A 22,743-nucleotide genomic window follows, 5' to 3' on the forward strand; every position below is an offset into this window, starting at 1 on the left:
AGTTTGTTCAGGGCGCTCTCATCTTTCACATACCCTTAGGAAGACGATATCTAAGCGGCTCTTTATCGCATTAAACGTACCATCCCTGCTATTAGTCATAGCCATGGTACTTTTCACAATTCTTCCAGTGAGAATGCACACACTGGACGTTTTTACCTTAAGATCTGAATTGGCAAAGCATTACAGCGTCCATAGACGCCATTAAGCCAGGAAGTGGGTGCAGCGACTTCCTATCAAGAGAGGATCCATTCAGGCCAAACAACAAAAAAACGTGATACGATAATCTTTTGTATTCGTAAAATTTTCTGTCGTTTTTAGCGACAACCTCACCGCAAAGGAAATCGACTTTCACCATGTCGTCAGCTAAAGACTGCGTCGCTACGCTTATTGATGACTTCCAAAAGCGTCGACCAATTCGCGCCGGTTCATTGATTATTACCGTCTATGGCGACTCTATCGTTCCGCGGGGCGGTACCGTTTGGTTAGGCAGTCTATCGAAACTGGTGGAGCCCATCGGTATCAATGAGCGGCTGGTGCGTACATCGGTTTACCGGCTGACCAATGAAACCTGGCTACGGGGAGAGAAGATTGGTCGTCGTAGCTACTATCGGTTGAGTGGCCCTGGTCGGCGTCGTTTCGAACAAGCCTTCAAGCGTGTCTATCACGGCGCCCAACTTCCCTGGTCGGGCCAGTGGACATTGGCATTGCTGACACAGCTTCCCCCAGACCGACGCCAGCAGATTCGTGACGAGCTCGAATGGCTGGGTTTTGGTAGTTTTGCACAGGGCGTGCTGGCACACCCTACGCTGTCATGCGCAGAAGCCATGGCGGCCTTGCAAGAACTGGATGCGGCAGACGACACAATCGTTATGCAAACTCAGGCCATGGAGCCCATGACCAGCAAACCGCTGCGACTCCAGGTCAGAGAGAGCTGGAATCTCGACGAATTAGCCGAGCTCTACCAACGTTTTCTGGTTAAGTTTCGCCCCCTTTGGAACGCGCTCAACACAGAGAACCATTTGGGCCAAGAAGAGTGCTTCATTGCCCGCACTTTGCTTATTCACGAGTATCGCAAGGTTCAATTACGCGATCCCCTACTGCCTGAGGAACTACTCCCCACAGCGTGGGAAGGACGCTACGCCCATCAGCTCTGCCGCAACCTTTATCGTTTGCTCTACGAACGTGCAGAACGCTGGCTGGATCAACATCTGGAAAACGCCGAGGGCCCACTACCCGCCCCCGGCCCCAGCTTCTACCAGCGCTTCGGCGGGCTGGATTGAACGTCTAACGAGACTGCTTAATCAGCCGTCACATCGGGCATAACGCACCTTATAGCTGTGGCGACTGATCCAGCGTCTGTTGTTTAGGCTGAGTATCACCAGCCAGCAAGGTGGGACGATCAGCATCGAGTTCTGCCAGCGGTTCACAAAGTTCTAAGCTGTCACGGCAACGGGTCACTAAACGCTGATACTCTTGAGTGCCCTGCTGCTTCCAGGCAAACTCCTCATCACTTAGCGCACGCTTGACCTTTGCAGGTGACCCCATCACCAGCGACTGAGGCTCACACTCGAAGCCCGCCTTAACGAAGGCTGCTGCCGCAACGATAGACCTCTCAGCAATGTTGGCGCCATCCATCACTACGGCGTTCATACCCACCATGGCATCACGCCCAATCACGCAGCCATGCAGTACCGCGCCGTGGCCGATATGGCCATCCTTCTCAACCTTGGTGACGCAGCCTGGGAAGCCGTGCATCACACAGGTATCCTGAAGGTTAGACCCCTCTTCCAGCACCAGCCGCCCGAAATCACCACGCATCACCGCGCCGGGGCCTACATAACAGTTGGGGCCCACGATGACGTCGCCAATTAACACCGCAGTAGGATGGACATAGGCGGTCGGGTGCACCACCGGCGTCACTCCTTCAAGTCGATAGCAAGGCATAACGTTCTCCGTTAGTTTGATTGGCTGTGGCGACGGCTTTGCACCACCACGAATCGGCTGGCGACAAAGGCTTGGTTACATAGGGAAGCATTGGCCGCCGGATTACCGCCTGTGGCGTGAAAGTCACTGAAAGCAGCCGACTGGTTGACGAATATTCCCCCATCCAGGTTCAACGAGAGCGGCGTCGCCACGTCCATCGCCAGCTCTTCGAACTGCTCGGCCACTGCCTCATCAGTCGTATAGCCACCTAGGGTTATCGCGCCTTTTTCCCGAATAACGTCACGTGCCAGTTCAATGCTATGCGCTGTGTTCTCAGTCGCGATAACAAAGCTGATGGGCCCGAAGCGCTCCTCACTATAGGCAGCCTTCTGCTCTGCATTCACCTTGAGGATAAGCGGCGTATGAATACGGGCGTTGGAGAACTGAGCGTGCGCTCGCGGCTCGCTATCCAACGCTATTTCGCCCAAGCCACGGCACTCATCAATCCGTGCCTGAGTCTCCCGCGACTGGAGGGCCCCTAGTACCGTGCAGGCTCGGTCGTTGTCGTTCAGAAACGCTTGGACGGCTTTCGCAAGCGCTGCCGCCACGTCATCAAAACTCAAATGGCCATCCGCTGTTTCAATACCGTTCCTGGGCACATAAATAGCTTGAGGGGTCGTGCACATCTGCCCGGAATAAAGGCTCAGCGAGAAGGCAAGATTCGCCGTGACCGCTTTAAGGTTATCCACGCTGTCGATAATAACCGTGTTGATACCGGCTTTCTCGGTGAATACCTGGGCCTGGTTGGCGTTCTCTGTCAGCCAGTCACCAAAGGCGTTCGAGCCGGTGAAATCGATCAGTTTGACCGCAGGGTCAAGCGCCAACGTCTTGGTGAGCGGCGCATCGACAGTGTCGGGTACCAGGCTAACCAGACAAGGGTCAAAGCCTGCTTCCTCCAGTACCTGTTGAACAACCCGTGCGGTCATCGCCACAGGCAAAATAGCGCCAGGGTGCGACTTAAGAATGACCGGGTTGCCCGTCGCCAAACTGGCAAACAAGCCAGGATAAGTATTCCAGGTGGGAAAAGTAGAACAGGCCACTACCAACGAGATACCCCGCGGCACGATGTGAAAACGCTTATCCATGGCGATGGGATCATGCTTGCCCTGGGGCTTGACCCATTTCGCGGTAGCGGGAATCTGAGCCATTGCCTGCCAGGCGTACGCCACGGCTTCAAGACCGCGATCCTGAGCATGCGGACCACCGGCCTGAAACGCCATCATCGGCCCCTGGCCGCTGGTATGCATCACTGCCTGGGCGATCTCTGGACTCATGGCATTAAGACGCGACAGGACTTCCAGACACACCCCCACGCGCGCTTCAGCCCCGGCATCCCGCCAGTCACGCATTGCTACTTGCATGGCCGCTATCAGATCATCGGGGTTTGGCTGGTCATAAGTAATGCCGAGCTCAAAACCATAAGGTGACACTTCGCCACCCACTTTCTGGGTGCTGCCAACACCATTAAGTGTAAATGGCTGATTGAGTAGTGATTCGAATGCCGACGGCGCCGCATTAAGGGCATCCTCGGGGTATTTCCGCATGCTTTCTGGATAGGGCGTCCAAAAATTACGGCTAGAAATGGCGTCGACAGCCTGATCCAGAATCTCACGATGAAGGTCGAACATCTGCTGCGCTGATTGCGTCATGGGGCGCTCCTGCACTCACTTATTATTCTGATACGCTATAGATATGAAGACTATATTTTCCGTAACAAAACATCAAACGCTTTCCCAGTCACCGCTTACTTAAGAGCTGGCGCGTTACTATCAAAAAACTCGATGCATACTGGCTAAAGGTCGCTTTTTGATCCACGCACCCACCTTTCATACCATGGTCTAATAACTATCTTTCATTCAAAAAAATGAATACAAGCCATTGTTAACAAGGCATAAACCATCTAAAACAACGTTAAGCGACACATTAACAACAGCCAGACAATATTGATGCGTATCAAAATAAATCTATACTCGACAGATATTCATCCTGTGCACCACAGGCCGAACTGAGGTAAAGATGCCCACTACTCTAAAAATAACCCCTCCCCAGGAAGGCGTTTTATGCATCACGCTGAATCGCCCAGAAGCACTGAATGCGCTTAATACGCAGCTTCTCGGCGAGCTCGCCGACACCTTGAGCAACGCTGATAGTGACGACAACGTTCGCGCCGTGGTGATCACCGGCAATGCGAAAGCGTTCGCCGCCGGTGCGGATATTAACGAAATGGCTGAACGCGACTTGGTCGGCATGCTGGAAGATCCTCGCCAGCATCACTGGGCTACCATCACCCGTTTCCGCAAACCGATCATTGCCGCCGTCAATGGCTATGCCCTGGGCGGTGGCTGCGAACTGGCCATGCATGCCGACATCATCATTGCCGGTGAAAACGCCTTGTTTGGTCAGCCGGAAATTAACCTGGGCATCATGCCCGGCGCAGGCGGTACCCAACGCTTGCTTAGAGCGGTGGGTAAGTCACTGGCTACCCAGATGGTGCTTACCGGCGATCCGATTTCCGCTCGCCGCGCGCTCGAAGCTGGCCTGATTAGCGAGATTACCCAGCCCGAATTAACGCTAGAGCGCGCCATGGCTATTGCAACACGCATTGCCTCCAAGGCACCGCTGGCAGTGCGCTTGGCACGGGAATCGTTACACAAGGCGATGGATACCGACCTGGCCACCGGCCTGCGCTTTGAACGCCATGCGTTCACCTTGCTGGCGGGCACCGCCGACCGCGAAGAGGGCATTCGCGCCTTCCAAGAAAAACGACCTGCCACTTTTCAAGGGCACTGACACAAGGACATTACCCATGAGCCAAGCGCCCCTGCTTTACAGCGTGGAAGACGGCGTCGCCTGTATCACGCTGAATCGCCCCGAAAGCCTGAATAGCTTCAATACTGAGATGCATGCCGAGATGAGCAAGGCGCTAAAAGCCGTGCGCCAGGATTCAAGCGTTCGCGCTTTGCTGCTGACCGGCAGCGGTCGAGGCTTCTGCGCCGGCCAGGATCTTTCCGACCGTAGCGTCGCGCCCGGCGCAGAAGCCCCCGACCTCGGCGAGTCGCTTGAGAAACGTTACAACCCTATGCTGCGCGCCCTTAAAGACATGCCATTCCCGACCATTTGTGCGGTGAACGGCGTGGCCGCAGGTGCCGGTGCCAACATCGCTCTGGCCTGCGACATCGTACTGGCCGCGCGCTCGGCAAGCTTTATTCAGGCCTTCTGTAAGATCGGCTTGATTCCAGACTCCGGCGGCACCTGGACATTACCTAACCTAGTGGGCATGGCCCGCGCCAAGGGTCTGGCGATGCTTGGCGACAAGCTGCCCGCCGAGACCGCCGAACAGTGGGGCATGATCTGGCGCTGCGTCGACGATGAGGCGCTTCAAGAAGAAGCCATGAGCATGGCTCGCCACTTGGCCACCCAGCCGACGCGTGGCTTGGCACTTATTAAACGCGCCCTGCATGCCAGTAGCGATAACAGCTTCAACGAACAGCTCGACCTGGAGCGCGATCTGCAACGCCTTGCAGGGCGCTCCGACGACTACCGCGAAGGCGTCAGCGCCTTTATGGAAAAACGTCGTCCCACCTTCAAGGGAGAGTGATATGTCGGCTCTTGCCACGTCCGCCGTTATTGGTGTGATCGGTGCTGGTGCCATGGGTGCCGGTATCGCTCAGGTTGCCGCCCAGGCTGGCCACTCGGTGATTCTCCATGACAATCAACCGGGTGCCGCCAAAGCGGGTATTGACAATATTCGCCGCCAGTTGGAACAGCGCGTCGCCAAGGGCAAAATGACCCAAGACGATATGGATAACTTTATCGCTCGCCTGCAGCCTGCCGACGCTATCGATGCCTTGGCCGACAGCCGTTTGGTTATCGAAGCTATCGTCGAGAACCTTGAGATTAAACGTCAGGTGTTTGCTCAGCTCGAAGCGTTATGCTCACCGGATACCTTGCTCGCCAGTAATACCTCGTCGCTATCGATTACCTCCATTGCCGCCAACCTTGAACGCCCTGAACGCATGGCGGGGCTACACTTTTTCAACCCCGCACCAGTAATGAAGCTGGTGGAAGTGGTGTCTGGCCTGGCAACCGCCACCGAGGTTGCCGACTCCCTTTTCGACACCGCCATCGCCTGGGGCAAGGTGGCGGTGCACGCCCGCTCCACCCCTGGGTTCATTGTTAACCGCGTGGCACGGCCATTCTATGCCGAAGGGCTACGTCTGCTGCAGGAGGGTGCCAGCGATGCCGCCACGATAGATGCGCTGCTGCGTCAGGCCGGAGGGTTCCGCATGGGGCCTTTCGAGCTAATGGATCTGATCGGTCATGACGTTAATTACGCGGTGACCCGCTCGGTGTTCGACGCCTACTACGGTGATACCCGTTTCGAACCTTCGCTGGTACAGCAGGCGCTGGTGGAAGCCGGACGCCTGGGGCGTAAATCCGGCCAAGGCTTTTTTGACTATGCTGTTGAAAACGCTGCGAAACCACAGCCTAAGTTTGCAGTACCAGCAAACGTGGAACTACCAGCACTTGTCGTACTGGGCGCCAACAGCACCCTTGCGCCACTGGTGGAGCGCGCTCAGGAAGCCGGGCTCGACGTAGTTCGTCGCGAATCACTACAGCCAGACGGCACGCCTCGCTTATATCTGGGCGATCTGGTGCTGGCCCTTAGCGACGGGCGATGCGCCGCAGAGCGCGCGGTTAATGAAGGGCTCGACGCCCTAGTACTGTTCGACCTGTGCCTGGACTACCACAACGCCAGCGCTATCGCACTTACTGCCAGTCACACCACATCGCCCGAAACACGCCAACTGGCAGCGGCGTTCTTCCAACGCTTGGGGATGGACGTGGCTTGGCTAACCGACACCCCAGGGCTGGTGGTACTACGCACCGTGGCCATGCTCGCCAATGAAGCTGCCGACGCCGTACTGCAGGGTGTCTGCAGTGCTCAGGATGGCGACCTGGCCATGCAGGCTGGCGTCAACTACCCCCGCGGCCCCTTGGCCTGGGCAGACTCACTGGGCCTGCCCTTCGTTCACCGCACCCTTACGCATCTACAGCAGAGCTACGGCGAAGAGCGCTATCGCAGCTCGTTTCTACTGCGTCGCAAAGCCCTGAGCGAGGAAAGCTTTCATGAGTGATACCCAACTGACCCCGCAACAGCTGGCTGAAGCCTGCGCCGATGCAATGTTTTCCCGCGACCACGCCAGCCAAGGGCTGGGGATGCGCATTACTCGAGTGGCTCCCGGCTTCGCTGAACTGACCATGACCGTGCGTCAGGACATGGTGCAGGGGCACGGCAACTGCCATGGCGGATTTCTGTTTGCCCTGGCTGACTCAGCCTTCGCATTTGCTTGCAACAGCTACGATGAAGCCACCGTCGCTGCTGGTTGCAGTATCGACTATCTAGGCCCCGGCCAGTTGGGCGACGAGATCTCCGCCACCGCCGAGGAGCGCAGCCGCCGCGGGCGTACCGGCATTTACGACATTACATTGCGCAATCAGCACGGCAACACCATCGCCTTGTTCCGCGGGCGCTCTTACAAAATTCGCGGCAGCGTACGCCGCCTGGAAGACACCGCTGCCGGAGATAACCAGTGAAAGACGCCCTGATCATTGAGCGCTTATAAGCCCATAACTAAAAACACTCTCTAGCCCATGGCGCATTTAGGCACTCACCCAATAACAACTTGCTTGACCGGAGCCCCCTGATGAATCAGCCCGCTACGCCTATCGACACCGCAACTCTCGACCCCTTGGAAACTGCCAGCGTCGACGAGCTGCGCGCCACTCAACTCAAGCGCCTGAAGTGGAGTCTGAAACACGCTTACGACAATGTGCCGTTCTACCGCCAATCTTTCGATAAAGCCGAGGTACATCCCGACGATATCCAGACGCTGGCGGATCTCGCCAAACTGCCTTTTACCACCAAGGCTGATTTGCGCGACAACTACCCGTTCGGCATGTTGGCCACGCCGATGAGCGAGATCGTTCGCATCCATGCCTCCAGCGGCACCACCGGGCAGCCTACGGTAGTGGGTTACACCCAGAACGATATTGATGTGTGGTCCGATGTAATGGCGCGCTCGATCCGTGCCGCTGGCGGCAGCCGCAATGACAAGGTGCATGTAGCCTACGGTTACGGCCTGTTCACAGGTGGGCTGGGCGCGCATTACGGTGCCGAACGCCTGGGCTGCGCGGTGATCCCCATGTCGGGCGGCCAGACCGAGAAACAGGTTCAATTGATCCGTGATTTCGAGCCGGACATCATCATGGTCACCCCCTCGTATATGCTCAACATCGCGGACGAAATGGAGCGCCAAGGCATCGACCCGCATACGCTGCCCTTGCGTACTGGCATCTTCGGCGCCGAACCTTGGACCGACAGCATGCGTACTGCTCTTGAGAAGCGCCTGGGTATCGACGCATTGGATATCTATGGCCTATCGGAAGTGATGGGCCCGGGCGTAGGAATGGAGTGCCTGGAGACCAAAGATGGCCCGACCATCTGGGAAGATCATTTCTATCCCGAGATCATCGACCCAGTCAGCGGTGACGTCCTACCGGACGGCGAGTACGGCGAGCTGGTGTTCACCACCCTTACTAAAGAAGGCCTGCCGGTTATTCGCTACCGCACCCGCGATCTGACCCGCCTGCTGCCGGGCACCGCGCGCCCCATGCGACGCATCGACAAGATTACTGGCCGCAGCGACGACATGCTGATCATTCGCGGGGTTAATGTCTTCCCCACCCAAATCGAGGAGCAACTGCTCAAGATCGGGACGCTTTCCCCTCACTATGAGATCGAAGTGACTCGCCAAGGCAACATGGACATGGTGCTGGTGCGTGTCGAGGCGAGTCATCATGACATCGCCCGAGACCCCGTGGCTTGTGAAGAAGCCGCTAAACAGCTACAGCATGCCATCAAGACCTACATTGGCATCAGCACCCAGGTGGAAGTGAGCCCCGTAGAGAGCGTCATGCGTTCGATGGGCAAGGCGAGGCGCGTCAAGGATCTGCGCTGAGACAGCGCCCTGCCTCGGTCGATGCTAGCCACCCGCGCAGCCAATGACCGTCGATGCCACAGGCCCCTTCAGGCACTCCTGAAAGGGCCTTTTGATTGCTAAACAGTCAATCCAGAAAAGAAACACAGCCTATTCAGAATCACTTATTTATAAGCACTTTCCCTCTCCACACCTAGCCTACTGGCTAGTCCTGTCATCATAAAGTCTAAAAGTGACACATAATAATAGGTATTGATAAAATATTTCGTGTCACTATACTTGAGTAAAGATAAGCAGCACTCCATGACCCTGACATACCGATGCCGCGGAGGTCTATATGTACGCGCAGCTCGTTGAAACCGGTACTAACAAACTCAAAACGCTTGATGAGATGGATCCTGAGGAACGCCAGTTCCAGGAGCGCATCAATGATGAAATTAAAATAGAACCCAAAAATTGGATGCCGGACGCCTACCGCAAGACGTTGATCCGTCAGATCTCTCAACACGCCCACTCCGAGATCGTCGGTATGCTGCCGGAAGGCAACTGGCTGACACGTGCGCCAACCCTTAAGCGCAAGTTGCAGCTAATGGCCAAGATTCAGGATGAGGCGGGTCACGGCTTATACCTTTATAGCGCAATGGAAACCCTGGGTGCCAACCGCGATGAAGAGATCGACAAGCTCCACGACGGTCGCGCCAAGTACTCCAGTATCTTCAACTACCCAACACTCAACTGGGCAGACATGGGTACCGTCGGCTGGTTAGTCGACGGCGCAGCCATCGTCAACCAGGTGCCGCTTCAACGCACCTCCTACGGCCCCTACGCGCGCGCCATGATTCGTGTGTGTAAGGAAGAGAGTTTCCATCAGCGCCAGGGTTATCAAATCCTGCTGACCATGATGCAAGAGGGCACCGACGACCAGAAAGCCATGGTGCAGGACTCTATTAACCGCTTCTGGTGGCCAGCACTGATGATGTTCGGCCCGTCCGACGAAAACTCTCCTAACAGTGCCCAGTCGATGGCCTGGAAGATCAAGCGCCACAGCAACGATGAGCTGCGCCAGCGCTTCCTCGACCAAACCGTACCGCAGCTGGAGCTGCTGGGCTGCACCGCACCTGACCCGGATCTCAAATATAACCAAGAGACCGGCCACTACGAGTTCGGTGAAATCGATTGGCAGGAGTTCTTCGACGTGGTGAAGGGTAACGGCCCCTGCAACCGCGAACGTGTAGAGGCACGCCGTAACGCCATCGATAACGGTGCCTGGGTGCGTGAAGCCGCCGTGGCTCATGCCGCTAAACGACAACGCCGAGCGGCCTGATTCTTAAGGCCTGATTTTTGATTCTTAAAACAATCGAGAGCCCTGCGACACGGGGCTCCTTTGACCACAGAGGCTTTCCTCATGGCTGACTGGCCCCTCTTCGAAGTTTTTATACGCAGCAAGCACGGCCTTAATCACAAGCACGTTGGTAGCGTACACGCCGCCGATCGCCGCATGGCCATCGAAAACGCCCGCGAGCTATATACCCGTCGCAACGAAGGGGTGAGCATCTGGGTGGTTCCGGCCAGCGAAATCACCGCCTCTTCTCCCGATGAGAAAGAGCCGCTGTTTGACCCGTCTAACGACAAGGTCTATCGCCACGCATCCTTCTACAAACTGCCGAAAGAAGTCGGCCACATGTAAGGGAGGCAGCGATGCAAAACATATCTCATCAAAGCGCGGCTCATCGAAGCTCGGCTCAGAAAAACACAGCTCAAAAAACACACCCCCCGTTGATCGATTACCTGCTACGCCTTGGCGATAACGACTTGGTACTCGGCCAGCGCCACGCACAACTGTGCGGCAAGGCACCCGCGCTGGAAGAGGAACTGGCCTTAATGAACGTGGGCCTCGACCTCTTCGGTCAGGCCCGCAACTGGCTGGGCTATGCCGCTGAACAGATGGCTGCTGAACCAGAAGGCCAGGTTCATGATGCCGATTATTTGGCCTTTCGCCGCGATGCCCAGGACTTCCGCAACCTGTTGCTCGTCGAGCAGCCCAACGGTGACTTCGCCGACATCATGGGGCGCCAGTTCCTGTTCGATGCATGGCACGTTCACCTGCTTGATGGGCTGTCTTACTCCAGCGACCCGCGCATTGCTGAAGTGGCCGCCAAGTCGTTCAAAGAAGCAACGTACCACTTACGCCGCTCCTCTGAATGGGTGATTCGCCTGGGCGATGGCACAGAGGAGAGCCACACCCGCATGCAGCGCGCGCTCGACAACCTATGGCAGTTCACCGGTGAGCTACTGCAGGGCGACGAGATTGATCTGGCCATGTTAGAAGCTGGCATCGCGCCTGACCTGGAAACTGTTGCCACTCGCTGGAAAGCCACCGTGGAAGGGGTGCTTGAAGAAGCCACGCTGGAGCGGCCTTCCTACGACGCCTGGATGTATACCGGCGGCAAAGTCGGCCATCACACCGAGCACCTGGGCTTTCTGTTGGCGGAAATGCAATATCTGCCGAGGGCATATCCCGATGCGACCGCCTGGTAACCATCCGTCTGCGGCTATCAATAACAGACCTAACGATGACTGGCCTTCCAGCGACTTGATCGGCAGCGACCGCAGTGGGCTGCCGCCCGCTGGTGACGAAGGCGATGTCAACGCCGTGCTGGCTGTACTACAGGAAGTGCCCGACCCGGAAGTGCCGGTGGTCAGCGTGGTTGAACTGGGCATTGTGCGCGATATCGCTTGGCTTGATGGACGGCTGGTGGTCAATGTGACCCCTACCTACTCCGGCTGCCCGGCCACGGAAGTTATCGAACAGCATATCCATGAAGCGCTGGTAGCCGCTGGCTACGTAGACCCACTGATCCAGCGCCGCCTGTCACCCGCCTGGACTACCGATTGGCTTTCAGAGACCGGTCGCGAAAAGCTGCGTGCTTACGGCATCGCGCCGCCGGTAGGAAGTGCTAGCAAGCGCAGCCTGACGGGCCAGTCTGATCCAGTCGTGCCCTGCCCTTTATGTGGCAGCACCGCTACCGAGCGCGTCAGCGAATTCGGCTCTACGGCTTGCAAGGCGCTTTACCGCTGCCGCGATTGCCTGGAGCCTTTCGACTATTTCAAGTGTCTGTAAAACGACGAGACCATTTCCCATGAGCCGATTTCACGCCTTGACCGTCAAGGATGTACGCAAGGAAACCCATGATGCCGTTTCCATTGCCTTCGACATTCCCGACGACCTGCTGGACGCCTTCCGCTTTACCCAAGGGCAGTATCTGACGCTACGCCGCGATATCGAAGGTGAAGATATTCGCCGCTCCTACTCGATCTGCACCGGTGTCCACGAACATGAGCTGAGAGTCGCCGTCAAGCTGGTGCCGGGCGGCAATTTCTCCACCTTTGCCAACCAGCACTTGCAGCCCGGCGACAGCCTGGAAGTAATGCCGCCCCAGGGCAAGTTCTTCGTGCCGCTCGACCCCAGCCGTGAAGGGCACTATTTGGCGGTAACCGCTGGCAGTGGCGTCACACCGATCATGTCGATTGTTTCTACCACCCTGGAGAGCGAGCCGAAGAGTCGTTTTACCGTCATCTATGGCAACCGTTCCACCACGGGCACGCTGTTTCGCGAGCGCCTTCAAGATCTCAAGGATCGTTACCTGGAGCGCCTCAACATCATTTATGTGTTCAGCCGCGAGCAGCAGGAAATTGATCTTTACAATGGCCGGATCGATGCCGATAAGTGCAACGCCCTGTTTGACCGCTGGGTAGACGTACCCAAGCTCGACGCCGCGTTTATCTGTGGCCCCCACGAAATGACTGAGATCGTGCGTGATGTGCTGACCCAACATGGAATGCCGAAGGAAAAAGTGCACTTTGAGCTGTTCACTACTGGGCTACCGACAGCAGGCGCCAAGCGCCGCCAGGCGACGAAAGCGGCTCAGGTGAAAGCAGAAACCTCGCACATCAAAGTGATCATCGACGGCCGCACCATTGAATACGACCTGCCCCGCAATACCCAGAGCATTCTGGACGCAGGTAACGACCACGGCGCGGATATACCTTTCTCATGTAAGGCTGGGGTGTGCTCCACCTGCAAGTCAAAAGTCATCGAAGGCGAGGTGGAAATGGACGCCAATTATGCTCTGGAAGATTACGAAATCGATGCCGGCTACGTGCTGTCCTGCCAGTGCTATCCGATCAGCGACAGGGTGGTGCTTGACTATGACGAGGTATAAACCCTAACCCACCTACTTCCAAGCCGGCGACCGCGTCGGCTTAGTCTATGTTTTGCGGGAGAACGCTCAATGTCAGTCCTACAGAGTTACATCGCAGGCCAGTGGTTCGGAAAGACCGAGTCCAAAGCACTGATTAGCGCCATTAACGGCACAACCGTTGCGCATACCCACCAAGAAGAGATCAACTTCCGTGAAGCGGTGGCGTATGCCCGCAACACCGGTGTAAAAAATATGCTGGCACTGGATTTCCAGCAACGTGCCGCCACTCTTAAAGCGCTGGCCGCCTATATCCAAGAGCGTAAGCGTGAGCTCTATGCCATCTCCCACCACACCGGCTGCACCAAGGCCGACTCCTGGATCGACATTGACGGTGGCTTCGGCACCCTGTTTACCTACGCCTCCACTGGCCGCAAGGAACTGCCCTCCGGCAACGTGGCCCACGAAGGCCCGGTCACCCAATTAGGCAAGGACAACCACTTCAACGGCACCCACATCTTGGTGCCCCGTCGCGGCGTTTCTGTCCATATTAATGCGTTCAACTTCCCCATTTGGGGCATGCTGGAGAAGTTCGCACCCGCCTTTTTGGCAGGCATGCCGTGTATCTTCAAACCAGCCACCGCCACTAGCTACCTGACCGAAGCTGCCGTGCGCGTCATCAACGACGCTGGCCTGCTACCGGAAGGAGCGCTGCAGCTGATTATCGGCGGAACCGGTGATTTACTGGATCACTTGGAAGAACAGGACTTTGTCACCTTTACCGGCTCGGCAAGCACCGCCCTGAAGCTGAAAAGCCACCCTAACATCATGGCGAAAAGCATCCCGTTCAACGCCGAGGCGGACTCACTCAACAGCGCCATCATGGCCCCGGATGTTAGCCCGGAAGATGAAGAGTTCGAGATCTTTGCCAAGGAAGTGGTCAAGGAGATGACCGCCAAGGCAGGCCAGAAATGTACCGCCATTCGGCGGGTGTTAGTGCCCGCCGAGCATCTGGATACATTGGCGGACATGATCAAAGAACGCCTTTCCGGTATTGTCGTCGGCGACCCTTATGAAGAAGGCGTACGCATGGGCGCGCTCTCTTCCCGTGACCAATTGAGAGACGTTAATCATGCCATTGAACAACTGCTAGAGACCAGTGAGTGCGTCTTCGGCAGAGAGGGCAGCTTCAAGCCTGTCGGCCAGGGTGTTGAGCACGGCGCGTTTATCGCTCCCCACTTGCTGATCAACCGCAATCCATTACACGACGGCGGCGCTCACGACATTGAAGCCTTCGGCCCCGTCGCCACCCTAATGCCCTACCGCGGCATCGACGAAGCGCTGGCCATCGCCGCCAAAGGCAAGGGTAGCCTGGTCACCACACTGACCACCAAAGACCCGGCCATTGCGGCTGAAATGATACCCGTCCTGGCCGCCCAGCACGGCCGCCTGCAGATCCTGGATGCCCAGGCAGCAAAGGAATCCACTGGTCACGGCTCGCCACTACCGATGCTCAAGCATGGCGGGCCCGGCCGCGCAGGCGGTGGCGAAGAGCTGGGCGGCATTCGTGCGGTTCACCACTATCTACAGCGCACCGCTATTCAGGGCTCGCCGACCATGGTCGCGGCAGTAACAAGGGAATATGTGCGTGGCGCCAAGGTGATCGAGACTGACGTCCACCCGTTCCGTCGCCATTTTGACGACCTCCAGGTTGGGGAATCATTGTTAACCCATCGCCGTACCGTCACCGAAGCTGACATCGTCAATTTTGGCTGCCTCTCCGGCGACCACTTCTATATGCACTTCGACGACATTGCCGCCAAAGAGACCCAATTCGGCCAGCGTATCGCCCATGGCTACTTTGTGCTGTCGGCTGCTGCGGGTCTATTCGTTTACCCAGGCGAAGGGCCCGTACTGGCTAACTACGGCCTGGATACCCTGCGCTTTATTACACCGGTATTGGTCGGCGACACTATCCGCGCCCGCCTAACCTGCAAGCGCAAGATTGATCAGGGCCGGACATCTCCCGATGGGCACCCACAAGGGGTGGTGATGTGGGACGTAGCGGTGACCAATCAAAACGATGAACTGGTCGCCAGCTACGACATTCTAACGCTGGTCGCGAAGCAGCAGTAACGCCTCAGCCAACACATGTAGTGCGTGGTAAGCGAAGCGCACCCGCAAAAGCAGCGCGCAGCGGTGCCAGGGTGGTTGCGAAACTACTTAGCCTTCGCGCTGGGCCGCTGTTGTGGGTGCCTCAAGGCGACAAAACAACAGGTGACAGGGTGCTTACCCTGTCACCTGCTTGCTTAGCAAGCACGTTACTTAATAGAACCTTACTAATAGCGTCGTTTTAATACAGCAACTGCGGCAGAAAAAGCACGATCGCTGGGAATATAAGCACGAGCAGTGCGCGTAGGGTACCCGCTACCCAGAAAGGGGTGACGCCGCGGAAGATAGTGCCTGTTGATACGTCCGGTAATACGGCACGTAGTACGAATACGTTCATACCGACAGGGGGCGTTATCAAACTGATCTCGATGACGATAACGACCAGTATGCCGAACCACACCAAATCATAGCCAAGCCCCGCCACGACGGGGAAGAAGACTGGCACGGTCAGCAGCATCATTGACATGCTTTCGAATACACAGCCGAGCAGTACGTATATGGCCAGGATGACGAGAATAACCACGAAGGGAGCTACGTTCAGCCCGGTGACCAATGCCAGGAGATCATCGGGAAGCCCCGCACGGTTAATGAAATTAGCAAAGATGAGCGCCGTCAAAACCACCGCAAACAGCATCGCTGTTGTACGCACAGTGTCCATAAGGACATTCATGAGTATCGTCGGCGTCAAAGCACGCTTGAGCAGCGCAATCACAAAGGCACCCATTGCGCCAATACCCGCCGCTTCAGTTGGGGTGAATATACCCAAATAGATACCGCCGATAACCAATACGAACAGCGCTAAGGTACTCCCGACATTTTTTAGCGCCGAAAGGCGCTCATTCCAGGGTACTTTTTCGGCCGCTGGCCCAGCGCTGGGATCACGCCACAGAACCCACTTAACCGCGCCAAGATACATCACAATGCCCAGCATGCCGGGAATAAAGCCCGCTGCAAACAGTTCACGAATGCTGGTCTCAGTGATGATGCCGTAGATCACCAGCATCACGCTGGGAGGAATCAGTATCCCAAGGGTTCCGCCTGCGGCAATGGAGGCTGCCGCCAGGGAATCCTTGTAGCCATACTTGCGCATCTGGGGCATGGCAACCCGCCCCATGGTAGCGCAGGTCGCAAGGCTCGACCCACAAATAGCACTAAACCCTCCACAAGCCACAATGGTGGCCATCGCCTGACCGCCCTTACGGTGTCCAAGGAAACCATTCGAGGCTCGGAATAGCGCATCTGACAGACCCGCATGGGACACCAAGTTACCCATCAAGATAAACAGGGGTATCACCGACAGACCGTAGTCCCTAGCGGTGTCGACCACCCGCCGCGACGCCATGGCTTCAGCCGCGTTCCAGTTACCGGTCAGGTAGTAGAAGCCCACAAAGCCCACGATTCCCATGGCAAACGCCAGAGGCATGCGCAGGAATACCAATAACAACAGCGCTGCAAACCCATAAAGTGCTTCAGTCATGCTTATCTCCCTGGCTGACTGGGCCACCACACTTAATCACACCCACGCCTTCTAGCAGGTAACTCACCGCTCGACCGAGGGTGAGTAGAGCGGAAAGAAACAGCATGATGGCAATCAGGTAGATAAGGTAACCATCGGGAATACGTAGAAACTCAGTGACATCGCCCCACTCGAAAGCACGCACGCCCAGCGCCCAAACCCGTGTCGCGATCACCCATAAAGCCACTGCGATAACCAGATTGACGATCATCTGGCGCAGCCATATCCAGCGCGCAGGGAATACGGCATCCAAGAGATCCACGCTAACGTGCTCTTCACGCCAGCAGGCTACTGGCAGTGACAGGAACACCACAGCGGCCAGCATCTGCTGAGTCAACTCGACGGTTCCAAGGATAGGTAGATTAAAGAAATAACGGCCTACTACGTCAGCAGTCGTCAGCAGCATCAAGGCAAAGAGGGTGGCACCCGCCACCCCCTCCAGCGCCAGCTGCATGACCCTACCGACATTTGACCAGCGAGTCGTCAGGATCTGCATAGTCGCCCTCCACTTGGCGAAGGGTAATTATGATTGTGGCACTAAGGATGCCACGCTCTCTTGTGTAGCAGCTTCTTCAAGCTGTTGGTGGAAGTACTCAAGCGCCGCTTGCGCATCGACCCCACGCTCACTCACGTTCTCAGACCAGGTGTCAACGAGGTCATTACTGATACCACGCAGCGTCTCAAGATCTTCGTCGCCAAGAGCCGTAAAGGTATGGCCCTGCTCTTTGGCGAACTCGACACCCCGCTCATCGGATACATCCATCATGTAGCCGAATAGTCGCGACAGGCGCTCACCCGAGACGTCTTCCACAGCGGCACGATCCTCTGCAGACATCTCATCCCAGATACTCGGATTAACCACGATGGTGAAGCTGCCTCGATAAAAGCCCCCATCCACCGTCAAGGTATAGGGAAATACCTCGGCTACCCGAAAGCTTCTAAGACCTTCAGGCACCAGCATAGCGCCATCAATAACGCCCTGAGAGCCAGCTTCATAGACCCCAGTTGGCGGCAGAGCCACACCGGTCAGGTTGAGGGCATTAGAGAGGTCTCCCATCACCCCGCCACCAACGCGAATGCGCTCGCTCTCTAGATCGGCAAGGGTTTGGTACTGCTCACGACTAAAGATCCAACCTGGGCCGTGCACACCCGCAGCCACCACATCAACGCCACGATGCTCATCAGCTTGCGCTAAGTGCTCCTGATGCGTATGCCAGTAAGCCGCAGAGGCGTTCTCCGACGAGAAGTCTTCGAAGGTAGGGAACTCAGGTAACTGAGTGGCCAGAAAGCGCCCCGCGTTATAGCCATGAAACACCCAGGTAGCGTCTGCGATACCATCGGCGACCATTTCCATTTGGGAAGCTGGAGGCCCCATGTCATGTATCACGTCTACGGTTACGCGACCTTCTGTCGCTTCTTCAATCCACGCTTTCCACGTTGGCCATACCATGGTGTTGATGCCGTGATTAGGGCCAGCCCAGGTACTCACGTTGATAGTGGTTTGCGCTAAAGTGGTGGTACTAAGCGTCGCAGCAGCGATAGCGCCGATCATCAGGTTTGTTGTTTTATTCACTTTTCTTGCCTCTGGTCGTCACGAACGGGGAGCGTCAAACGTGATACTTTATTATTGCTATAAAAAAAATATCTGAATCACGTTATCCATCACAATGCCTGCAGATGCGTGGATCGCGCAACGATCCATCGACTAAAAGATGCTAATACTTAAGTAGTAATTTTTATTTTTTGTTAAATTACAAACGGTTAATCTAAAAAATAGATTCCTAGAGTCATTCCCAATGGCCACAGGGAAATAATTTTTCACCAATTTTTTTGTTACATAAATCACATCACCCTAGACACTAATGACGCGCCATTGAGCAGATAAGGCTTAACACCTATCGCCAGAGGATGAGTCACTTGTATCGAGCCTTTAGCCAATTCTCTCCAACTGCCGTTCAAGCTTGCGCATGGTATTGAGCAAATCACGATATTCACCAACGCTTAGGGTCGACACCAGATTGGCTTCCCACGCCTGTGCTTCTGGTACTAACTCATTAAGTAGCGCTTGCCCGGCCTCTGTCAGCTGTAAGTCATGTAGTCGCTGATCTTGCTGTGATGGTGTGCGGTTTATCAGCCCACGCTCTTCCAGCGACTGAATAGCTCGAGACACACGAGCTTTATCCATATTGGTGTAAGCACAAACCTTTTTAGCGGTTAAGTCATCACAGTGGCTGAGCCACGCAAGCACACGCCACTGGGCGATGTTGAGTTGATAGGAGTCGGCATAAAGCTTTTCTAGCGCCTGACTGACCCGATCAGCCAGACGGTTAAGCTGATAGGGTAAAAATTGATTGAGATCGAGCTCTGCCCTGGCTGAAGACTCCAGAGATGCATCACCGCCGACTTTATCCACCGTCATTCTGTTTCTCCTAGAGCCGCCATTTATCTGGGGTGGTAATGAAAAATCAGCACGATAGCTGGGAATGTGGGCACCAGCAACGCATCTATCGTACTGACCACATCATACTGACCACCCAGCGCTAGAGAGTCATCCTCGCTCCATCCAATAACACTCTTAGCTTGCCCCAAGAGCACCTCGTCACTTACTGCTCCTCAACATATAAGGGCGTCATCAAGCTTAGTTTCACCCTATCTGAACAAGGTGAAACAGTGCCGACAGGTACTCTCTCTTGCAACCAATTTATCGATTTTAATTATTATACTTAAGTATAGACTTGCAATAATCATCTGATTTATTGGGCATTATTGCTAATCCCGTGCAGAAACAGGAGTGATTGATCTGTAGATAACTGGACATTTAGTTTCATTAGAAACTATTCTCCTGACATACAACAATCCAATAACACCTGAACCACCCTGATAGCACCGGAGATACCATGAGTAAGAAATTCGCGTCCCATGCCGACACTCAAGAGAAGCAGATCAGCTTCACCAAACTGGCAGAGGGGCTCTATGCTTACACGGCTGAAGGCGACCCTAATACGGGCATAGTTATTGGCGATGACAGCGTAATGGTCATCGATACCCAAGCAACGCCTATCATGGCTCAGGACGTCATCCGCCGTATCCGCGAGGTAACCGACCTACCGATTAAGCATGTGGTCATGACCCACTACCATGCCGTACGTGTTCTCGGTGCTTCCGCCTACGATGCGGAGAATATCTACGCTAGCCAGAGCACCTATGACCTGATTGTTGAACGTGGCCAGCAGGACTATGAATCTGAAGTCGGCCGTTTCCCTCGCCTGTTCAAGGGAGTGGACTCTGTGCCTGGACTAACCTGGCCAAACATTGTCTTCCAGGAAAAGCTAACGGTGTACATGGGTGAGCGTGAAGTACAGATCATTCATCTAGGTAGCGGGCATACCAAGGGCGACACCATCGTCTGGTTACCTAAGGAAAAAGTGATGTTTTCCGGTGATCTCGTTGAGTATGGCGCCACCCCTTACACCGGTGACGCCTACCACGAGGACTGGCCTTCCACGCTGGATCGCCTACAGGCCATGCAGCCCCAAAAGCTAGTGCCCGGCCGTGGCGATGCACTGCAAACTGTTGAACAGTGCCAGGAAGCCATTCAGGGCACCCGCGACTTTTTGAATGATATGTATGGCAGTGTCAAAGCGGGCAAAGCGGCGGGTAAGTCTCTCGCCGAGTGCTACGCGGAGACCTATGCGTTACTCAAGCCCAAGTATGGTCACTGGGTCATCTTTGATCACTGCGTGCCTTTCGATATCACTCGCTGCTACGACGAAGCTGGCGGTGAATACCCGGATCCCCGCATCTGGACGGCAGAGCGCGATACCGCTATGTGGCACTCGCTGCAGGACGCCGTCGAAAATCAGTAAGTGCCGCCCGTGACACCCACTGATCATGCCCAGTAGTCGGGTTTAACGCACCCGACGCTGAGGGGGGAGCAATAGATGCCAACAACCTATAAAAATCCTGTCTATCCTTACCGACGCCCGTCTGAACTCGATGTTCAAGATGCTTGCCATTACCCTGTGGTAATTGTCGGCGCTGGACCTAGCGGCCTCGCCGCCGCTATCGATTTGGCTCACCAAGGCGTTAATTCGCTTGTTCTGGACGATAACAATACCGTTAGCGTGGGCTCACGAGCGCTGTGCTTTGCCAAGCGCTCGCTGGAAATTGTCGATCGTTTGGGCTGTGTTGACCCGATGCTTGAAAAAGGCGTCACCTGGCAGCGTGGCCGCGTTTTCTTTCAGAATCGTGAGGTCTATGACTTCAACCTACTGCCCGAAGATGGCCACCGCATTCCCGCCTTTATTAACTTACAGCAGTACTACTTTGAAGAGTTTCTGGTCAACCGCGCTCACGACTTTGCCGAACACATTGATCTTCGTTGGAAACATAAGGTCATTGACGTTGATGCTCAGCCCGACAGCACTACCATCAACGTCTCGACCCAGGATGGTGATTACCAGCTGACCTGTGACTATCTCCTCGTTTCCGATGGCGCTAACAGCCGGATCCGCGACATGCTGGGCCTTGAGTGCAAAGGCCAGGTATTTCAGGATCGCTTCCTGATTGCTGATGTGGTGATGAAGGCAGACTTCCCAACAGAGCGCTGGTTCTGGTTTGATCCCCCCTTCCACCCCAACCAGTCAGTGCTGCTGCACAAAGAGCCCGATAATGTTTGGCGTATCGACTTTCAATTAGGCTGTGATGCCGACCCGGAAGAAGAGAAGAAAGAAGAGAACATTCGGCCACGCGTACAGGCAATGCTGGGGAAAGACGTGGAGTTTGAGCTTGAGTGGGCCAGTGTCTACACCTTCCGCTGCCGCAAGATGGATAATTTCATTCATAACAGCGTGATATTTATGGGCGACGCGGCGCATCAGGTATCACCCTTTGGTGCCCGGGGCGCCAATGGTGCCCTGCAGGGCGTCGACAACTTAGTGTGGAAACTGGCTCGGGTACTCAAACAGCAAGCACCCAAGGCACTGTTGTCCACCTATAACACCGAGCGCCAATGTGGCGCGGCAGAGAACATCCTTAACTCGACCCGCGCCACTGATTTTATTACCCCGAAGAGCCATATTAGCCAAGTGTTCCGCGATGTGACGCTGGAACTGGCTGAGCAACATGCCTTTGCGCGCAGCTTGGTCAACAGTGGTCGCCTCTCCATGCCATGCCGCTATGACACCTCACCGCTCAATACATTCGATGTTAATGGAGGCCCGAGCGAACTGCGCCCCGGCAGCCCGGCCAAGGACGCTCCCATTCGATTGAGAGAAGAGAACGCCTGGCTACTCAATCAATTTGGCGCTGGCTTTGTACTGTTACTCGACGGCCGTATGGGTGGTGTGCACGCCGACACGCTTGCCGCGCCGCTTAAAGAGCTATTAGGCCGTTGCACTGATTTAAGCATGGTGGTCGTGGGCCCAGCGCCGGATGTGCTTAGCGCTCTACCGCGCACAACCATCGTGGACGATTCCGAAGGGCTAGTGGCGCAACGATATGGCCTGAAAGCAGGTGGCGGGTACCTTATTCGCCCTGACCAACACGTTGCTGCCCGCTGGCACGCCATCACTGCCCGTAGGGTTGAAGACGCATTAGACCGCGCGCTAGGCGTTTATCTTGCGGGTGCCGCTGACACTACCTTCCAGGAAAGCTGCCATGCCTAGGCTTGAGCTGAATCCAAACTTCACTGATCCGGACGCCTTTTACGCCGCACTAACGGCGCTGCATCGTGACCGCAGCGAAGCCGAGAGCGAACGCATCAATGCACGCCTAATCCTGTTGCTTGCTAACCACATTGGCGATCAACGGGTGCTTGAAGAGGCAATTTCCCATGCAGGGTTAGTGGGCGATAAGTAGCCGACATACATTG

General features: G+C 55.7%; 21 protein-coding genes. 15 read left to right on the top strand and 6 right to left on the bottom strand.

Annotated elements, in window-relative coordinates; genetic code table 11:
* Positions 1 to 353 precede the first annotated feature (353 nt).
* Entirely contained in the window at positions 354 to 1,280 is a 927-nt protein-coding gene (gene paaX, locus ACFIOZ_RS20140) for a phenylacetic acid degradation operon negative regulatory protein PaaX (protein ID WP_386080783.1), read from the top strand.
* Between the two features lie 49 nt (positions 1,281 to 1,329).
* Here the strand turns inward: paaX and paaY are convergent, their stop codons facing one another.
* Positions 1,330 to 1,944 carry a phenylacetic acid degradation protein PaaY gene (gene paaY / locus ACFIOZ_RS20145; protein WP_386080785.1) on the bottom strand — a complete coding sequence of 205 codons (615 nt, stop codon included), beginning with the start codon at positions 1,942 to 1,944 and terminating at the stop codon, positions 1,330 to 1,332.
* 11 nt (positions 1,945 to 1,955) lie between these two features.
* Entirely contained in the window at positions 1,956 to 3,632 is a 1,677-nt protein-coding gene (gene paaN / locus ACFIOZ_RS20150) for a phenylacetic acid degradation protein PaaN (protein ID WP_386080787.1), read from the bottom strand.
* 367 nt (positions 3,633 to 3,999) lie between these two features.
* Between paaN and paaF the strand changes: the two genes are divergently transcribed.
* The 11 genes from paaF (at position 4,000) to paaZ (ending at position 15,319) form a co-directional block, all read left to right on the top strand.
* Positions 4,000 to 4,773, top strand: a complete 774-nt coding sequence (gene paaF, locus ACFIOZ_RS20155) for a 2,3-dehydroadipyl-CoA hydratase PaaF (protein WP_386080789.1) — start codon at positions 4,000 to 4,002, stop codon at positions 4,771 to 4,773.
* Positions 4,774 to 4,789: 16 nt separating this feature from the next.
* Positions 4,790 to 5,581, top strand: coding sequence for a 2-(1,2-epoxy-1,2-dihydrophenyl)acetyl-CoA isomerase PaaG (paaG, locus tag ACFIOZ_RS20160; RefSeq protein WP_386080790.1), 792 nt, complete (start codon positions 4,790 to 4,792; stop codon positions 5,579 to 5,581).
* A gap of 1 nt (position 5,582) precedes the next feature.
* A complete protein-coding gene (paaH, locus tag ACFIOZ_RS20165) occupies positions 5,583 to 7,121 on the top strand; it encodes a 3-hydroxyacyl-CoA dehydrogenase PaaH (protein ID WP_386080792.1) in 1,539 nt (512 codons plus the stop codon).
* A complete protein-coding gene (paaI, locus tag ACFIOZ_RS20170; protein ID WP_386080794.1) occupies positions 7,114 to 7,581 on the top strand; it encodes a hydroxyphenylacetyl-CoA thioesterase PaaI in 468 nt (155 codons plus the stop codon). The genes paaH and paaI overlap by 8 nt, the downstream gene beginning before the upstream one ends.
* Before the next feature lie 110 nt (positions 7,582 to 7,691).
* Entirely contained in the window at positions 7,692 to 9,005 is a 1,314-nt protein-coding gene (paaK, locus tag ACFIOZ_RS20175) for a phenylacetate--CoA ligase PaaK (protein ID WP_386080796.1), read from the top strand.
* Positions 9,006 to 9,321: 316 nt separating this feature from the next.
* Entirely contained in the window at positions 9,322 to 10,308 is a 987-nt protein-coding gene (gene paaA / locus ACFIOZ_RS20180) for a 1,2-phenylacetyl-CoA epoxidase subunit PaaA (protein WP_386080798.1), read from the top strand.
* Positions 10,309 to 10,389: 81 nt separating this feature from the next.
* On the top strand, positions 10,390 to 10,671 hold the full coding sequence (gene paaB, locus ACFIOZ_RS20185) for a 1,2-phenylacetyl-CoA epoxidase subunit PaaB (RefSeq protein WP_022521442.1): 282 nt from the start codon (positions 10,390 to 10,392) through the stop codon (positions 10,669 to 10,671).
* 11 nt (positions 10,672 to 10,682) lie between these two features.
* Positions 10,683 to 11,522, top strand: coding sequence for a 1,2-phenylacetyl-CoA epoxidase subunit PaaC (paaC, locus tag ACFIOZ_RS20190; RefSeq protein WP_386080800.1), 840 nt, complete (start codon positions 10,683 to 10,685; stop codon positions 11,520 to 11,522).
* Complete coding sequence (gene paaD / locus ACFIOZ_RS20195; RefSeq protein WP_386080802.1) at positions 11,506 to 12,105, top strand: 1,2-phenylacetyl-CoA epoxidase subunit PaaD; 600 nt, start codon at positions 11,506 to 11,508, stop codon at positions 12,103 to 12,105. Before paaC ends, paaD begins: the two co-directional genes overlap by 17 nt.
* A gap of 19 nt (positions 12,106 to 12,124) precedes the next feature.
* Entirely contained in the window at positions 12,125 to 13,207 is a 1,083-nt protein-coding gene (gene paaE / locus ACFIOZ_RS20200) for a 1,2-phenylacetyl-CoA epoxidase subunit PaaE (protein ID WP_386080804.1), read from the top strand.
* Positions 13,208 to 13,276: 69 nt separating this feature from the next.
* Positions 13,277 to 15,319: a phenylacetic acid degradation bifunctional protein PaaZ gene (gene paaZ, locus ACFIOZ_RS20205; protein ID WP_386080805.1), complete on the top strand. Its 2,043-nt coding sequence runs from the start codon at positions 13,277 to 13,279 to the stop codon at positions 15,317 to 15,319.
* Positions 15,320 to 15,536: 217 nt separating this feature from the next.
* Here the strand turns inward: paaZ and ACFIOZ_RS20210 are convergent, their stop codons facing one another.
* The 4 genes from ACFIOZ_RS20210 to ACFIOZ_RS20225 form a co-directional block, all read right to left on the bottom strand.
* Positions 15,537 to 16,832, bottom strand: a complete 1,296-nt coding sequence (locus ACFIOZ_RS20210) for a TRAP transporter large permease (protein ID WP_386080807.1) — start codon at positions 16,830 to 16,832, stop codon at positions 15,537 to 15,539.
* Complete coding sequence (locus ACFIOZ_RS20215; protein WP_386080808.1) at positions 16,825 to 17,367, bottom strand: TRAP transporter small permease; 543 nt, start codon at positions 17,365 to 17,367, stop codon at positions 16,825 to 16,827. Before ACFIOZ_RS20215 ends, ACFIOZ_RS20210 begins: the two co-directional genes overlap by 8 nt.
* 27 nt (positions 17,368 to 17,394) lie before the next feature.
* The gene (locus ACFIOZ_RS20220; RefSeq protein WP_386080809.1) at positions 17,395 to 18,444 is read right to left on the bottom strand and encodes a TRAP transporter substrate-binding protein; all 1,050 of its coding nucleotides are present in this window, start codon (positions 18,442 to 18,444) and stop codon (positions 17,395 to 17,397) included.
* A 357-nt stretch (positions 18,445 to 18,801) separates the two neighbouring features.
* Positions 18,802 to 19,290, bottom strand: a complete 489-nt coding sequence (locus ACFIOZ_RS20225) for a MarR family winged helix-turn-helix transcriptional regulator (RefSeq protein WP_386080811.1) — start codon at positions 19,288 to 19,290, stop codon at positions 18,802 to 18,804.
* 478 nt (positions 19,291 to 19,768) lie between these two features.
* On the opposite strand from ACFIOZ_RS20225, the gene ACFIOZ_RS20230 reads away from it, so the two are divergent.
* From ACFIOZ_RS20230 to ACFIOZ_RS20240, 3 genes are all read left to right on the top strand, one after another.
* On the top strand, positions 19,769 to 20,737 hold the full coding sequence (locus ACFIOZ_RS20230; protein WP_386080813.1) for an MBL fold metallo-hydrolase: 969 nt from the start codon (positions 19,769 to 19,771) through the stop codon (positions 20,735 to 20,737).
* A 75-nt stretch (positions 20,738 to 20,812) separates the two neighbouring features.
* On the top strand, positions 20,813 to 22,537 hold the full coding sequence (locus ACFIOZ_RS20235; RefSeq protein WP_386080814.1) for an FAD-dependent oxidoreductase: 1,725 nt from the start codon (positions 20,813 to 20,815) through the stop codon (positions 22,535 to 22,537).
* Complete coding sequence (locus ACFIOZ_RS20240; protein ID WP_138800681.1) at positions 22,530 to 22,730, top strand: DUF2783 domain-containing protein; 201 nt, start codon at positions 22,530 to 22,532, stop codon at positions 22,728 to 22,730. The genes ACFIOZ_RS20235 and ACFIOZ_RS20240 overlap by 8 nt, the downstream gene beginning before the upstream one ends.
* The last annotated feature ends 13 nt before the right edge of the window (positions 22,731 to 22,743 follow it).

Origin of the sequence: Vreelandella sp. F11, assembly GCF_042466685.1 — a bacterium.
GTDB lineage: Bacteria > Pseudomonadota > Gammaproteobacteria > Pseudomonadales > Halomonadaceae > Vreelandella.

Coding starts and splice junctions, on each gene's coding strand:
- ACFIOZ_RS20240 (WP_138800681.1), top strand. CDS start 22,530: ATGCCTAGGCTTGAGCTGAATCCAAACTTCACTGATCCGGACGCCTTT.
- paaZ (WP_386080805.1), top strand. CDS start 13,277: ATGTCAGTCCTACAGAGTTACATCGCAGGCCAGTGGTTCGGAAAGACC.
- paaE (WP_386080804.1), top strand. CDS start 12,125: ATGAGCCGATTTCACGCCTTGACCGTCAAGGATGTACGCAAGGAAACC.
- paaK (WP_386080796.1), top strand. CDS start 7,692: ATGAATCAGCCCGCTACGCCTATCGACACCGCAACTCTCGACCCCTTG.
- paaB (WP_022521442.1), top strand. CDS start 10,390: ATGGCTGACTGGCCCCTCTTCGAAGTTTTTATACGCAGCAAGCACGGC.
- paaX (WP_386080783.1), top strand. CDS start 354: ATGTCGTCAGCTAAAGACTGCGTCGCTACGCTTATTGATGACTTCCAA.
- ACFIOZ_RS20235 (WP_386080814.1), top strand. CDS start 20,813: ATGCCAACAACCTATAAAAATCCTGTCTATCCTTACCGACGCCCGTCT.
- paaY (WP_386080785.1), bottom strand. CDS start 1,944: ATGCCTTGCTATCGACTTGAAGGAGTGACGCCGGTGGTGCACCCGACC.
- ACFIOZ_RS20225 (WP_386080811.1), bottom strand. CDS start 19,290: ATGACGGTGGATAAAGTCGGCGGTGATGCATCTCTGGAGTCTTCAGCC.
- paaH (WP_386080792.1), top strand. CDS start 5,583: ATGTCGGCTCTTGCCACGTCCGCCGTTATTGGTGTGATCGGTGCTGGT.
- paaF (WP_386080789.1), top strand. CDS start 4,000: ATGCCCACTACTCTAAAAATAACCCCTCCCCAGGAAGGCGTTTTATGC.
- paaA (WP_386080798.1), top strand. CDS start 9,322: ATGTACGCGCAGCTCGTTGAAACCGGTACTAACAAACTCAAAACGCTT.
- paaI (WP_386080794.1), top strand. CDS start 7,114: ATGAGTGATACCCAACTGACCCCGCAACAGCTGGCTGAAGCCTGCGCC.
- ACFIOZ_RS20210 (WP_386080807.1), bottom strand. CDS start 16,832: ATGACTGAAGCACTTTATGGGTTTGCAGCGCTGTTGTTATTGGTATTC.
- paaG (WP_386080790.1), top strand. CDS start 4,790: ATGAGCCAAGCGCCCCTGCTTTACAGCGTGGAAGACGGCGTCGCCTGT.
- paaD (WP_386080802.1), top strand. CDS start 11,506: ATGCGACCGCCTGGTAACCATCCGTCTGCGGCTATCAATAACAGACCT.
- paaC (WP_386080800.1), top strand. CDS start 10,683: ATGCAAAACATATCTCATCAAAGCGCGGCTCATCGAAGCTCGGCTCAG.
- ACFIOZ_RS20230 (WP_386080813.1), top strand. CDS start 19,769: ATGAGTAAGAAATTCGCGTCCCATGCCGACACTCAAGAGAAGCAGATC.
- ACFIOZ_RS20215 (WP_386080808.1), bottom strand. CDS start 17,367: ATGCAGATCCTGACGACTCGCTGGTCAAATGTCGGTAGGGTCATGCAG.
- paaN (WP_386080787.1), bottom strand. CDS start 3,632: ATGACGCAATCAGCGCAGCAGATGTTCGACCTTCATCGTGAGATTCTG.